Consider the following 15,215-nt stretch of genomic DNA (forward strand, 5'->3'; position numbering starts at 1 on the left):
TTCTCCCGGCATTCGTTATTTTCATTCAGTGTCAGGCAAATGCCCCCGTGCCATGTGCGTACAGTGGATGTTTCTCAGTCAGCGCATCAACACGGACCAACAGCTTCTTTAATGACTCCGTATTATCCGGATCTTTCAGCGCCAGTGCAATAATTGATGCAACTTCCTTCATGTCTTCTTCTTTGAATCCTCGTGTTGTCACGGCTGGAGTCCCCATGCGTACGCCGCTTGTAATAAACGGTTTTTCCGGGTCAAAAGGAATGGCATTTTTATTTGTTGTGATGCCCACCGAGTCAAGAACAGCTTCCGCCTTCTTTCCGGTAATGCCAAGGTTACGGACGTCAGCGAGCACAAGATGGTTGTCCGTACCGCCGGAAACCAGGTTTATTCCTTCTTCAAGGAGTGCCTCAGCAAAAGCACGGGCATTGGCAATGATCTGCGCTGCATAGGACTTGAATTCAGGTTTGAGCGCTTCACCGAGAGCAACTGCTTTCGCTGCAATAATATGCATCAGCGGACCACCCTGGATACCCGGAAAGATCGCTTTGTCAAGCTTTTTTGCAAATTCCTCTTTGCAGATGATCATGCCACCGCGCGGACCACGTAAAGTCTTGTGTGTAGTCGTAGTTACAAAATCAGCAAAAGGCACCGGACTCGGATGAAGCCCTGCAGCTACAAGTCCGGCAATGTGGGCCATGTCCACCATTAAGTACGCGTCAATGCTGTCAGCGATTTCCCGGAACTTCCTGAAATCGATCACCCGCGGATATGCACTTGCGCCGGCAACGATCAGCTTCGGCTTGTATTTCTTCGCCTGATCTGCTACTTCATCATAGTCAATCGTCTGTGCTTCCTTCGTCACTCCGTAATCCACAAAGTTGTAGAGCTGGCCGCTGAAGTTAACCGGGCTTCCGTGCGTCAGGTGTCCTCCATGCGCAAGTCTCATGCCAAGCACTGTATCGCCGGGCTTTAAGATCGTCTCGTATACAGCCATGTTTGCCTGAGCACCTGAATGGGGCTGAACGTTTACATGGTCACCGCCAAATAATTTAAGTGCCCGATTTCTTGCCAGATCTTCGACGATATCGACATATTCACAGCCGCCATAATAACGGTGGCCCGGATAGCCTTCCGCATATTTATTGGTGAGAATCGATCCTGCTGCTTCAAGCACTGTCGTGCTGACAAAATTTTCTGATGCGATGAGCTCAATTTTGTTCCTCTGTCTTCCAAGTTCCTTTTCAATGGCTTGAAAAAGTTCAGGATCATTTGCTTTAATGCCCTTCATGAATTACGTGCAACTCCTCTCAAGTCGGATTCAAATAAAGTTTATCACATTTTATCAAATATAAGTGAACGAATTCTAACAGTTGTCCACTCATATCATTCATAAACTCCTGAAATGGAACCACCTTTTTCCATCAGATTGAATACTGTGCAAAATCATATATTTAGAAAAACCGAGCAAAAATTACACCATTACTATGACTGCTCGCTGGCATGCATCAACAGGAACGCGCCGCAGGTGCCAGCGCGCTTTCGTGTCTAGTTTACATTTTTATGCTTAGCTGAAATCTTATACTTTCTTTTATAGTACAAAAAATCGTCGCCTCACCGATTGATCTGAAGTGAAGCGACCTTTCTATCATTAGCATGTTTTTTGCCCCATCTTTTCTCTTTCCGGATAAATCGCCCGTTCGCCACCAATCAGTTTTGGACGGGTACGCGCCATCACAAGATGAGCATGGCCAATCGCTTTAATCCGACTGCGAACCGGAACCGCCACATGCCTGAGATGCATTCCGATCAGTGTATCACCAATGTCCAGACCTCCGTCTGCACAAATGAATTCGACCATGACCGGGTCCTTCATCTGTTCATAAGCATAGGTGGCCATCGCACCACCGGCATGGCGAATCGGCCGAACCGTGACTTCATCATAACCTCGTCCTTCTGCAACCGTCCGTTCGATAACCAATGCCCGGTTCAAATGTTCACAGCATTGAAAGGCAAAGGCCGCTCCGGTTCGCTCATGGCATTTTTTTACTGCGGCAAAGATGGATGCGGCCACATTTAAAGAGCCCGCAGTACCAATCTGTTTTCCTTCCACTTCACTCGTGCTGCAGCCAATAACAAGCAGCGTCCGCTTACCTAGCGGCATCGCCTGTTCAAGATCATACAGCGCCCTGCTCATTGCTTCCATAATTTCCGAATTCAATACGTCCATTTTTCATTACCTTCCCTGTCCGTACTTTTTCACTTACACCTGCTATTATAGCAGGCTGTGCATCTGACAGGTGAACCATACAAACCTTCCGACACTTTTCGTCAGAAAAACCATTGCCCGGGAAATATTTTGGCGAAACATCAGGGAATGACGATGATCATACATTTTTTAAATATGAAAATGCAGGAGCAGTCTGAGGCCGAGTACAAACAAGATGAAGCCGCCAAGCGCTTCCCCATACCGACCGAAATATCTTCCTGTTTTACGTCCGATATAAAAGCCGGTCCAGGCCATGATCATGCTCGTAAAGCCGAATAAAAATACAGCAGCCAGCGCCCTGACCCCAAATAAACCCATACTAAGGCCGACGGAAAAGCTGTCAATGCTGACGCTAAGCGCAAAAAGCAACAGACTTGCATCAGACGAATAAGCAAACTCTGTGTGCGCGGCATTTGCTTTCCCCAGAGACAAGATCATCTGAAAACCGATCAGGAGCAGCAGCAATCCGCCTGCCATTTCTGTGATTTCTCCGAAACGCGTGGACAGTAAATGACCCAATGTTATACCGATAAGCGGCATAAGCATATGAAAAAGCCCGATCCACATACCGGCCCATGCTGCTTTTTTCAGCCGGAAAACCGTCATACCCATTCCTACGCAGACCGAAAAAGCATCCATACCAAGTGCAACTGCCATCACGCACATCGCCAGTCCCTGATTGATCAGTTCCACAGTCATGCCTGTTCCTCCCCTTCTTGTCCATACGAACAATCTATGCATGTCCTCAAATGTTTAGAAGGTGGGAGGCGGGTGACAGGTAAACCGCTGCTATGCGCTGTTTGCGCATCTAACTGATCCGTTTCTCTATATTTCCATTAGAAAACTTAGTTAAGCCTAGTCCTTTGCCGTAGATTTTGTGCCTGACGGACACTTCAAAGGTTCGCTTGCCGCGGGCGCACCGCGAACCTCTGGTGAAGGGAAAGGCGCCGTCGCACTTGTACTATAATCCGCTGAATTTTAAACTTTCTTATAAAAATGACTTTGTTAAAGGTACCTGTTAACTCCATCGCGGACCGGCCCATTGCAAAAAACTCCACCAAAAAGTGATGGCAGAGTCGTGCAGCATCATGTAAATGGAATGTCAGTCAATCATGCGTCCTCCGGCGGCTTTGGACAGGCGGTTCATAATTGCCTTGCCGATTCCATATTCCGGGAACGTTTCACTGTAGATGACATCCACCTTTTTCTGATCAAAACGGCGCAGCACATCAAAAAGATGATGGGCGATACTTTCCGGGTCACTTCGTTTACCGCACACAAGCACTGCATCGGCTCCAGGATAGCTGTCCCGATTTTCTTCGGTTGTCAGTACCCCGATCGTACGCTCATTGTTTTTATCCGCGGAAATCAGTTCATTTATGCGTTCCATGCCGGAAGGAACGAGATACATAGCTGCTTCCGGAGCATAATGTTTGTATTTCATGCCGGGCGCCTTAGGAATCTGGTCGGAGCGTGTTAAACCGGGATCGTCAGAAACAGCGCCGACCGCTTCAATAAGCTGCTCCTTTGAGATTCCTCCGGGACGAAGAATCGTAATCGGCGTGGTTGTGCAGTCCACAACGGTGGATTCCAGTCCGACACCAGTCTCTCCACCATCAAGAATACCGGCAATGCGACCGTCCAGATCATGAAAGACGTGCTCCGCCTTTGTCGGGCTTGGATGCCCGGAACGATTAGCCGAAGGTGCAGCAATCGGCAGGTTCGAAGCAAGAATCAACGCCCGCGCAACCGGATGACTTGGCATACGTACAGCAACCGTCGACAAACCAGCCGTAACGGAATCTGAGACTTCGCTTCGGGAAGGCAGCACCAGCGTCAGCGGACCTGGCCAGAATGTGTCCATCAGTTTACGGGCAATGGGATGAATCTCGGTGCAGATTGCCCGAACCTGTTCATCGGTGGCAACATGCACGATCAACGGATTGTCGCTTGGACGCCCTTTTGCTTCATATATTTTATGCACAGATTCTCGTACTTTTGCATTGCCTCCAAGCCCATAGACGGTTTCCGTAGGAAAAGCGACAATTTCACCCTGAATCAGCTTCTCTGCTGCTGCGATAATCTGAGGTGTATGCTCAAGATCAGGAGCGCCGGGATCCACTCGCCATACCTGTGTTTCTACCATTTTCTTTTCCCCTTTTTATTCAACCTTGTTCCGTTAAAAGAAGGCCGGAAACTATATCCAGCCCGTACATCATTCCGTATACACCATACCATTCGAAAAAACGATGCGCAACGTTTTTATCCGACAATTGCGTGCCAGATCCTTGCAAAAAAGTCAATGACGATTGAGTGTACTTTTACTCGGTCCTTCTGCCTGACGGCAGGTTTATCCGTCTGCGAGTCCTTTTTTTCCGGCTGCTGAACAGTCTCTTTTTTAGTGTGTGTTCTTTTTAAATCAGATGCCCCTGTTTGTGTCTGAGTATGCACCTTAGCTTTTGGATTCGCTACAGCATCGCTGTTGGAAAAATCAAGGAAACAAAGAGGCGGGAACAGTACACACCACCAGTTAGCCCCGCGTCCGTCACCAAGTGTGATCACAAGCGCATCATATCGACCGGCCGGATAAACAAAATTGCCGTACATTTTAGTTGGAAAATTGGCTTTTCCTAATTTAACTTTATAAGTGCCACTCGCACGCGCGCGCTTTAAACTGCCGGCAACCGTCCGCTTCAGTTCTGGCAGATGTGCACGGATCACTTGTCTGGCCTGATCTGATGTCTTAAGATCCTTGACCCATTCCGTGATATCCGCGTTAACCGCATCGCGCACCTGTCGCTTAATCGTCTGATCGGCAGGTGAATCACTGTTGGCCAGAATGCGGAGCCGAATCGCATTTTGCGGAATAGGTCCCTTCTGTTCCGCCTTTGTTGTATTGTATTGCCAGAAGAAAAAGACAACAACTAGATTAATAGTCAATAAGAGTATAAGTGCCAATGGTTTTTTCACAATGTCCGCCTCCTTACCCCCATTGTGGTCAAGGAAGCGGTAATCTAAACATTAAAATACAGATGTTATGTAGTCAGTTGCGTGTATCGGCCGCCTCAGGCAGTAACAACGCAACGGCACTTTTCTATTTGCCGGATGTCCGAAGCACAGCGATTACATTTCGGTCGAGACCGGAAATATCCTTTTCAACAGCCAACGCTTCAATACGATTTGCGTATGCACGCCGGATCAGGTCTGAAACAGCAGCTCCCTGAAGTGCACCGATTTCAAAAGCAATCATAAATAAATCATGGGGTCGACTAATCTCCGGAATATGCTGAATTATTTTCCGATAGAAATCCAGACCGTCGGCACCACCGAACAGAGCCATATGCGGTTCATAATTCCCGACTATGTCATCCAGTTCGCTCATTTCTTTTTTACTGATATAAGGCGGATTGGACACCAGTATATCAAAGGCTTCGCCTTGAAGTGGCTGGAGCAGGTCTCCTTGCCTGAACGTGACATGCGCGTGCAGCGCGGCTGCATTATTCCGTGCTACCATCAGCGCCTTTTCGGAAAGATCGACAGCCGTCACATGCCAGTCCGGGTGTTCAAGAGCGAGGGTAACCGCTATCGCTCCGCTTCCGGTACCAATGTCGCATACCGACAGCTGCCTGCGTTCTGGAAAATATTGCTTTACCCACCGTCCAACACGCCAAACCAGTTCTTCTGTTTCCGGACGGGGGATCAGCACATCCGGTGTCACTTTAAATGTACGCCCATAAAATGGGGCCATGCCGAGGATGTACTGAACAGGCGTCCCGTTCTGTGCATGATCAATTACCTTTTCCCTGATCCACCTGGCGTCTTCTTTCGTTACTGATTCTCTCAGATCAGCAATCAGTTTTGTCCGTGAAACGCCTAAGCGTGCCTGCAGCAGCAGTTCACCGATATTTTCGTCCCGTCGGTGTGCCTTTAGAAAATCAGAAGCCCAATGAAGTAATTCATACCTTTTTTCCGTCACCGCGCATCCGCCTGTTCGAGTTTCTTCTGCTGATCATTCACAATCAACGCTTCAATAATTTCATCAAGCTTACCGCTTAGAACTTGATCCAGCTGATGAACTGTCAGGCCAATGCGGTGATCTGTCACTCGATTTTGTGAAAAATTATAGGTGCGGATGCGCTCAGAACGATCGCCGGTCCCGACTGCGGATTTACGTGTTGAATCATATTGCGCCCGAGCTTCTTTCTGATATTTATCGTACACACGTGCACGCAGAACTTTCATCGCCTTTTCCTTGTTCTTAATCTGGGAGCGTTCTTCCTGACAGGAAACCACAATGCCGGTCGGAATATGTGTTAAACGGATTGCCGACATTGTCGTGTTGACACTTTGCCCGCCCGGACCGCTTGAAGCAAACCGATCCACACGAATATCCTTTTCATTCAGCTCAACTTCGACTTCCTCAGCCTCCGGAAGTACCGCCACAGTCGCCGTCGATGTATGAATGCGACCGCCGGATTCGGTTGCCGGCACGCGCTGTACTCGATGGGCACCATTTTCATATTTTAATTTAGAAAATGCACCCTTGCCTGAGATCATGCAGACCACTTCCTTGTATCCGCCAATTCCATTCGGGCTTACGTCAATAACTTCTGTTCTCCACCCCTGCTGCTCGGCATATCGCGAATACATGCGAAAAAGATCGCCCGCAAAAAGCGCTGCTTCATCTCCGCCAGCCGCTCCTCTGATTTCAAGTACGACATTTCGATCATCATTCGGATCTTTAGGAATGAGCAGTTGCTTCAAGTCGTCCTCAAAGCGGGACTGTTGATTCTCCAGCCGGTGGATCTCATCCTGAACCATCTCTTTCATACTTGTATCCATCTGTTCATCAAGCATTGTTCTTGCATCGGCCAGCTCCGAAGCGTTTTTTTCATATTTATGATAGGCTGATACGATTTCCTGCAAATCCGATTGTTCCTTTGAGTATTTACGTAATTTATCCGGATCACTGATCACCTGAGGATCAGCCAGCAATTGATTCAATTTTTCATATCGTTCGACTATGGTTCGCAGCCTGTCAAACATTTCATCCACCTCATTATTTATACATCCGTCAACCCGTCCGTAATTCATTTCCATCCATTATATTATCATAATATTTATCCGTTCTGCGATTGCCTCGTTTCTTTCGGAATTGGACAGGGCAGTCAGCGGATCGGCGGATGATGATAACAGTGGCGGCAGACCGGATAGTAACTTTCGTTGCCGCCGATCTGGATCTGATCACCGGTGTAAATTGGTTTCCCGTTCTCATCAATCCGCAGATTCATCGTCGCTTTCCGTTCACAGAACCAGCAGATTGTTTTCATTTCCTCAATTTTATCCGCATATAGCAGCATATATTTGCTGCCTTCAAACAGCTCATTGCGAAAGTCATTCTTAAGGCCGAATCCCATTACCGGTATGTGAAGCTGATCGACAATGTCCGCCAGTTGAAGCACATGTTTTTTGGATAAGAATTGTACCTCATCAATCAGTACACAATGTGGAGCGGGCAGATGGTCCTTAACCGCCGCAAAAATGTCAGTGCCCGCAAAAATCGGAATGGCTCGACGCTTAAAACCGATGCGACTGGAGATTGAGCCCACTTCATCCCGATTGTCCACTCCTGACGTAAACAGCAGGACTGATTTTCCCTGCTCTTCATAATTGTGTGCGACCTTGATGATTTCAATTGATTTTCCACTGTTCATCGCTCCGTATTTAAAGAAAAGCTGAGCCATTTTTTCTGTTACCCCTTCCTGTCTGTGAACGTTTCAGGCTGTTAAAAAAACAGGCAGTCACCCTGCCTGTGATTGATTCTGTACTTAAAAATTAATGGTGTCTGTCCCGGGCCCCCGGAATACGCATATTTCCTGACAGGCTTATTCTCTATAAAAGCCCAATTTTTTTACTGACACTTTCTGACTCATTTTCATGAATGGGCCACTCCAGCTGCCCGCTTGCCGCGGGCGCACTGCGAGCCTCTGGCAAAGGCAAAGATGCCATCGCACTTATACTATAATCCGCTGAATTTTAAACTTTCTTATAGTAAAATAAAAACGGCTGATTCCGTATCACTGCATCTCGCACCGGAACACGCCGCTTCTTTCTGGACTTCAAATGAATCTTATTTAAGATTATATTTCTGTTTAAACCGATCGACACGTCCGCCTTTGTCTGCAAATTTCTGGCGGCCGGTGTAGAAGGGATGCGAATCAGAACTGATTTCGACTGTAATCAATGGGTATTCGTTGCCGTCTTCCCATTTAATCGTTTGATTCGATTTTTTCGTTGAACCGCTCAAAAATTTAAAACCAGTGCTTGCGTCCATAAATACAACCTTATGATAGTCAGGATGGATACCTGCTTTCATTTCATTCATCTCCTTTGCGCCCTGATTATTCTTTCAAACCAGAGTCAGATCGTGCAAAAGCATAGCGCACAACGAGTATTATACCAAGGGCGTCAGCTTTTTGCAAGCTAATTATTCAGAGTAAAGCTTCCAGAGAAAAGATGCTCAGTTACTTCCCCTGAAGACTTCCGTTTTTTTCTTTGTCAAACAGATCGAAAAATTCTTGATTGGATTTCGTTTCGCGGATTCTTTTGTAAAAATGTTCCACAAATTCGGGGGATTCATCCATTGTTTTACGCATCGTCCACAATTTTTCCAGGTGATCTCGATTGACAAGCAATTCTTCCTTTCGCGTACTCGACCGACGAATGTCGATTGCAGGGAATATGCGCCGCTCGGCCAGTTTTCGGTCCAGATGGAGTTCCATGTTACCTGTGCCTTTGAACTCTTCATAAATCACGTCATCCATACGTGAACCGGTATCCACCAATGCCGTCGCAAGGATCGTCAGGCTGCCGCCCTCCTCAATGTTTCGCGCTGCTCCGAAAAATTTCTTCGGTTTATGGAAAGCCGCAGGATCAATGCCACCGGACAAAGTTCGTCCACTTGGAGGAATAACCAGATTGTAAGCCCGTGCGAGACGGGTCAGACTATCCATCAGAATCACAACATCGCGTTTATGTTCAACCAGACGCATGGCCCTCTCGAGAACGAGTTCTGAGACCTTGACATGATTTTCAGGAACCTCATCAAACGTCGAGCTGACGACATCACCCTTGACTGAGCGTTCAATATCCGTAACTTCTTCCGGCCGTTCGTCAACCAGAAGTACAATCAATTCGACATCTGGGTAGTTGACCGTAATGCTGTTGGCAATCTGTTTAAGCAGTGTTGTCTTCCCGGCCTTTGGCGGTGCAACGATCATCCCTCTTTGTCCAAAACCGACCGGTGAGATCATGTCAATAATACGTGCCGAAAAATTCTCCCTCGTGGTCTCAAGAACCATATGGCGATTCGGGTATAGGGGAGTAAGTGCCGGAAAATGGACACGTTCCTTCGCAACATCCGGATTCTCACCATTAACTGCTTCCACTCGCAGCAGACCAAAGTAACGTTCATTTTCTTTTGGCGGACGTACTTTGCCGGTTACCTTATCGCCATTGCGCAAATCAAAACGGCGAATTTGCGATGCTGAAATGTAAATATCTTCAGAGCTTGGCGAATAATTGATCGGCCGCAGAAACCCGAAACCCTCGTTCGGAATAATTTCCAGCACACCCTCCATCAGAGAGAGCCCATCTTTTTCCGCCTGCTTTTTTAAAATAGAAAAAATTAATTCGCGCTTATTTAACTTGCTGTAGTACGACACCTTAAACTCTTTTGCATGTTCGTACAATTCTTTGAGTTTCATATTTTCTAACTCTGCTAATGTAATCGGCATTCTCACACCACCTTTTTCAGATTATCTTCAGTACCGTCAAATACAGGAATAATCTTCTATTAGTCATTACCTGATTTTTTTAAAGATTAGACGAATCGGAATTTGCACAGAACTGTGCATCGAGGAGGGGAAAGTCGATTGAATAGTCGCTTTCAGAAACGATTTCAATCCTTCACATGTTAAAGGCACAGTTTCAATGAGCAGACAGACGCGCAGTTCAAAAATTACTGAAAACAATATTTTTTTATTATCATTATAAATAATTATAAATGATCCTATTTAATTATTATCATATTATACCTTTTTTATCAACCATTAGTCATCTGATTTTCTTTTTTGGCTAACATTTGATCAGTACGAAACTCGGAACAGCCGGGAAAAATGCGATGCTGCTGTGACTGCCCGCTTACCGCGGGCGACCTCCGATTTGACGCCCAGCCAAGACTTTGTGTGTTGATTTGATTCAGGGCAATATCATGGATTTTCTTATCTTATTAGAAAAAGGGCCGGCAGTTTAACTCCTCTGCGGTCCCTCCTTCATCTTATTCCTGTTCTTTAAGGGTTTCTCTGGCTTCATCCTCATGCATGGGTTCGCGCCAGATATTGGCACCGATACCTCGCAGTTTCTCCATGATATGATCGTAGCCACGATCAATATGTTCAACGCCGATAATTTCTGTAATGCCCCGGGCCATTAATCCGGCAATCACAAGCGATGCACCAGCCCGCAGGTCGGTCGCCTTTACCTTTGCGCCTTCAAGCTGTGCAGGTCCGCTCAAAATGGCCGATCTGCCCTCTACTTTAACGTTCGCTCCCATACGCCGCAATTCATCGATGTGCTTAAAGCGTGCGCCATAGATTGTATCGGTGATAATGCTGGTACCTTCCGCCTGCGTCAGCAAACTTGTCAGCGGCTGCTGAAGATCCGTGGGAAATCCGGGATACACCAGCGTCTTCACATCGGCACTTTTCAAAACATTGCTGCGTCCTGCCACCAAAATCTGATCCTCGCCAACCTGGACCTCGACACCCATTTCTCTGAGTTTTGCTGTCAGAGATTCTACATGCTGAGGAATCACGTTGTCAATGAGCAGATGATCCGCGGCCGCCGCCCCGACAATCATGAAAGTGCCTGCCTCAATCCGATCTGGAATAATCATGTGCCGGCATCCATGGAGTTTTTGGACGCCTTCAATGCGAATGACATCGGTTCCCGCACCCTTTATTTTAGCACCCATGCTGGTCAGCAGGGTCGCAACGTCAATGATTTCCGGTTCCTTCGCCGCATTCTCAATAACCGTCTGCCCTTCGGCTTTCACCGCAGCAAGCATAATATTAATGGTCGCTCCCACACTGACTACATCAAGATAGATGCGTGCGCCATGCAATGAATCTGCGCGCAGGTAGATAGCTCCGCGCTCATTAGTCACTTTCGCACCCAGCGCCTCAAACCCCTTGATGTGCTGATCAATTGGCCGCGGTCCAAGATTGCAGCCGCCGGGAAGGCCGATAACAGCTTTGTGAAAACGTCCAAGCATCGCGCCCATTAAATAGTAGGAAGCACGCAGCCGTTTCACCGGTCCGTTGGGCAATGGCATATCAACCATGTGACTTGGATCAACGAAAAATGTATGATTTTTAAAAGAAACGTCTCCGCCGATCTCACGCAAGAGCTCACAGAGCGTATGCACATCAGAAATATCGGGAAGCTGGTCAATGGTGATTGGTGAATCAGCAAGAATTGCAGCCGGAATCAATGCAACAGCACTGTTTTTTGCACCGCTGATTTGAACAGTGCCCTCTAAAATTGTGCCGCCTTCAATCAATAGTTTATCCATGGTCAGAATACTTCCTTTTCAATCATATAATAAGCAACGCTCATCAACCATGCGTAAAAACAACGGACAAAATCATTATATGTACAAGATCAGCAAAATGCTCATATCACGCGCATGCGAAACGCAGATTATTTCATTTTTGGAGACCCATTCTGCATATAATCACAACTCTTTTAGCATTATAACATAACCGATCTTGTGTGTCTGTCCGCACCCTGCCTTGCTGTTTCTCCGTATAAAGAGTTATAAATACATGATTTGAAATTGTGAAGTTTGTATCAACAGGCTTTACAAAGCCAATCTGAATAAGATGCGCGTGTCTGCTTCGAAGCCATTCATGGTTACATTGTCTTCTTTCACAAATTTTTATCAAAAAATTTATGGTTTTTTAAACTTTACCCGTTGACTTTAGCGTTCATTTTTTGCCAATCTGCTGAAAGGCATAGAGAAAATGCATTTTCGTGTTCAAAATCAGCAACGGCAAATCTTTCAGTAAGCGAAAAAATGTGGAAAGTACTTGCTTTCCACAAATAAGCCAATCCGTGCGAATAGCAAAATTTATAAATACTCTTCCTGCTTAATCATTCATTCTTGATCAGATCATGCGTTTCTTCTTTTGAAAACAAAAACGGCTGCCCGCAATCAGGCAGCCGCTGAACATCCTTCTCTATAATTATTCATTGTCTAAAGAAGCCTTGATAAAATCATGAAATAAAGGTTCCGGTCGCGTTGGGCGTGACTTAAATTCCGGGTGAAACTGGCACGCGACGAACCACGGATGATCCTGAAGTTCAATCATTTCCACAAGCCGGTTATCCGGGCTGATTCCAGAGAACACCATCCCTTTTTCGGCCATCGGTTTACGGTACTGATTATTAAATTCATAGCGATGACGGTGGCGCTGATAAATAATTTCTTTATTATAAGCAGCAAACGCTTTTGAATCCTTGACGATTTTACATGGATAAAGGCCAAGACGCAGTGTTCCGCCCAAATCTTCGACATCCATCTGTTCAGGTAAAAGATCGATGATTGCTTCTTCCGCATCCTGATTAAATTCCGCAGAGTCCGCGCCATTTAAATTCAGCACGTGACGGGCAAATTCAATCGATGCCAGTTGCATGCCGAGACAAATACCGAAAAACGGCACTTTGTGCTCACGTGCATATTGAATCGCAAGAATTTTTCCTTCAATGCCTCGATCGCCAAAACCGCCGGGTACAATAATGCCTTGACAGCCCTTTAATTGTTCTTCTACATTATTAGGAAGCAGTTCTTCAGAATGAATGTATTTAACTTTTACTTCGGCATCAAAGCTGTATCCGCCGTGTTTCAGTGCTTCCACAACGGAGATATAGGCATCCTGAAGCTCTACGTATTTTCCGACCAGTCCGATTTTTACATGCTTTTTCGGATGAAGCACCTTGTCCACCAGGCCATGCCACTGGCTCATATCTGCTTCGCCTTTTGGCAGATCCAGTTTTTCACAGACAATATCATCCAGATGCTGTGCCTGCAACTGAAGCGGCACCTGATACAACGTCTCGGCATCGCGTGCCTCAATCACTGCATTCTGGTCAATATCACAAAACAGCGCAAGTTTCGCTTTCATTTCCTCGGATATCGGGAGTTCTGTACGTACGACGATGACATTGGGCTGAATACCAAGACTGCGCAGTTCCTTCACGCTGTGCTGGGTCGGTTTCGTTTTCATTTCACCGGCAGCTTTCAGATAAGGAATCAGGGTGCAGTGGATATAAAGTACATTGCCGACGCCAACGTTGCTTTTAATCTGACGAATCGCTTCAAGAAACGGGAGGCTTTCAATATCCCCGACCGTACCTCCGATTTCCGTAATCACGACATCAGCATCCGTTGTTTTTCCGGCACGGAACACTCGGTCCTTAATCTCATTCGTAATATGAGGAATGACCTGAACGGTTCCGCCTAAATAATCACCGCGGCGCTCTCTTTTCAGAACAGTTGAATAGATTTTTCCGGTTGTTACGTTGCTGTTCTTGTTCAGATTAATATCGATAAACCGTTCATAATGCCCGAGATCGAGATCGGTCTCAGCTCCGTCGTCCGTAACAAACACTTCACCGTGCTGATAGGGACTCATCGTTCCCGGATCCACATTGATATATGGATCAAATTTCTGAATCGTCACTTTCAGTCCGCGATTTTTCAATAGTCTTCCAAGAGATGCTGCAGTAATGCCCTTACCGAGAGATGAAACCACCCCTCCGGTCACAAAAATATACTTGGTCATCCTTGATGATTTCCCCCTATCATTAAAAAATACTTTGCAAAGTCTCTTGGCTTGTACATCGATGCATCATAACGGCAAGGGGTCGTCACTTTGTTCTGATGCTGCCCTTTCTGCCTGCCTTTTTTGCAAAAAAGCAAAAGCGATACTGCCCCCCATCCGGAGGGCTCGCTTTTGCTTTAAAATCCGATTCTATTTATCGCCCTTTGCAATTCTAACAAACTTAATCAGTTGAATCAAGATGCATTGCAGGAAAAATCATTTTCCATATTAAAGAAGCAGGGACCTCATTCGTTCTCATCATCAATGACTGCGTTTCGTTTAATCCGCTCGACATCGTCGTCACCATAATGTTCATCGTCATCATCGTCAATCAGGCTGTCGTTCGTATCATCATCTTCCTGGCCTAATTCATCATCATCTGAATCATCATAATCATCAAAACCATCTTCAGCAACTTTGCGCTTCTCATGCTCACTGTCACCAAGCGTTTTGGCTATATCATCTTCACGCTGGTCCAACGGATACCAGTTGCGCAATGCCCAAAGGTTGTGGCCGACGCTCAGGAAGCGACCGTCAAGCGACAGCGTTGTATAGAGACGCGCCAAAGATTCGCCGCCGTCTGCCTCAATTTCTCCTTCCTTAAAAACCATATCCGTCAGTTCATAAAAAGTCTTTGGTTCTTTCGCTTGTGCCAATATATCGTAGAATTGATCAACCTTTGATTTTTCAACAATGTGTTCTGTCACTGGAAACATCCTTTCCCTATGTCAATACTTCTTATCATCACCTCAGCAACCGAAGGCTGAAATGCTGAACTTGTCATCCGTACGTCTTTATCCCAAAAATGAATACATGCCACTTTAACCAAAATACACACAAAATACTCATTGTAAGGATATACACTCATTACAATAATCCGTTATGCTGTTAAAATCAAGTCTGGACAAAAGTTTCGTAAATCAACCGCCATTAGAGACTTATTTATATTGCTCTGTGCCGCGGATTAATCAATTTGTAAAAAATCCGTCCATAACCTTTAACCG

At 46.1% G+C, this 15,215-nt stretch carries 13 protein-coding genes; all 13 read right to left on the reverse strand.

Going from position 1 to position 15,215, the window contains the following annotated elements; all coding sequences use genetic code 11:
* Positions 1-31 precede the first annotated feature (31 nt).
* On the reverse strand, positions 32-1,288 hold the full coding sequence (glyA, locus tag M3N64_RS04845) for a serine hydroxymethyltransferase (RefSeq protein ID WP_249098922.1): 1,257 nt from the start codon (positions 1,286-1,288) through the stop codon (positions 32-34).
* A gap of 360 nt (positions 1,289-1,648) precedes the next feature.
* Positions 1,649-2,227, reverse strand: coding sequence for a TIGR01440 family protein (locus M3N64_RS04850; protein ID WP_249098926.1), 579 nt, complete (start codon positions 2,225-2,227; stop codon positions 1,649-1,651).
* 168 nt (positions 2,228-2,395) lie between these two features.
* A complete protein-coding gene (locus M3N64_RS04855) occupies positions 2,396-2,965 on the reverse strand; it encodes a manganese efflux pump MntP (protein WP_249098929.1) in 570 nt (189 codons plus the stop codon).
* 403 nt (positions 2,966-3,368) lie between these two features.
* Complete coding sequence (locus M3N64_RS04860) at positions 3,369-4,412, reverse strand: L-threonylcarbamoyladenylate synthase (protein ID WP_249098931.1); 1,044 nt, start codon at positions 4,410-4,412, stop codon at positions 3,369-3,371.
* 116 nt (positions 4,413-4,528) lie between these two features.
* Positions 4,529-5,236, reverse strand: coding sequence for a stage II sporulation protein R (gene spoIIR, locus M3N64_RS04865; RefSeq protein ID WP_249098934.1), 708 nt, complete (start codon positions 5,234-5,236; stop codon positions 4,529-4,531).
* 124 nt (positions 5,237-5,360) lie between these two features.
* Entirely contained in the window at positions 5,361-6,242 is an 882-nt protein-coding gene (prmC, locus tag M3N64_RS04870; protein ID WP_249098937.1) for a peptide chain release factor N(5)-glutamine methyltransferase, read from the reverse strand.
* The gene (gene prfA / locus M3N64_RS04875; RefSeq protein ID WP_249098940.1) at positions 6,239-7,312 is read right to left on the reverse strand and encodes a peptide chain release factor 1; all 1,074 of its coding nucleotides are present in this window, start codon (positions 7,310-7,312) and stop codon (positions 6,239-6,241) included. The genes prmC and prfA overlap by 4 nt, the downstream gene beginning before the upstream one ends.
* A gap of 122 nt (positions 7,313-7,434) precedes the next feature.
* Positions 7,435-8,010 carry a thymidine kinase gene (locus M3N64_RS04880; RefSeq protein WP_249098943.1) on the reverse strand — a complete coding sequence of 192 codons (576 nt, stop codon included), beginning with the start codon at positions 8,008-8,010 and terminating at the stop codon, positions 7,435-7,437.
* Positions 8,011-8,396: 386 nt separating this feature from the next.
* Complete coding sequence (locus M3N64_RS04885) at positions 8,397-8,642, reverse strand: type B 50S ribosomal protein L31 (RefSeq protein WP_249098946.1); 246 nt, start codon at positions 8,640-8,642, stop codon at positions 8,397-8,399.
* A 148-nt stretch (positions 8,643-8,790) separates the two neighbouring features.
* On the reverse strand, positions 8,791-10,062 hold the full coding sequence (gene rho, locus M3N64_RS04890) for a transcription termination factor Rho (protein WP_249098949.1): 1,272 nt from the start codon (positions 10,060-10,062) through the stop codon (positions 8,791-8,793).
* Positions 10,063-10,604: 542 nt separating this feature from the next.
* Entirely contained in the window at positions 10,605-11,900 is a 1,296-nt protein-coding gene (murA, locus tag M3N64_RS04895; protein ID WP_249098953.1) for a UDP-N-acetylglucosamine 1-carboxyvinyltransferase, read from the reverse strand.
* 673 nt (positions 11,901-12,573) lie between these two features.
* Positions 12,574-14,172: a CTP synthase gene (pyrG, locus tag M3N64_RS04900; protein ID WP_249098956.1), complete on the reverse strand. Its 1,599-nt coding sequence runs from the start codon at positions 14,170-14,172 to the stop codon at positions 12,574-12,576.
* 284 nt (positions 14,173-14,456) lie between these two features.
* Entirely contained in the window at positions 14,457-14,918 is a 462-nt protein-coding gene (gene rpoE / locus M3N64_RS04905; RefSeq protein WP_249098959.1) for a DNA-directed RNA polymerase subunit delta, read from the reverse strand.
* Positions 14,919-15,215: the final 297 nt, after the last annotated feature.

Source organism: Sporolactobacillus mangiferae, assembly GCF_023336505.1.
Classification (GTDB): domain Bacteria; phylum Bacillota; class Bacilli; order Bacillales; family Sporolactobacillaceae; genus Sporolactobacillus; species Sporolactobacillus mangiferae.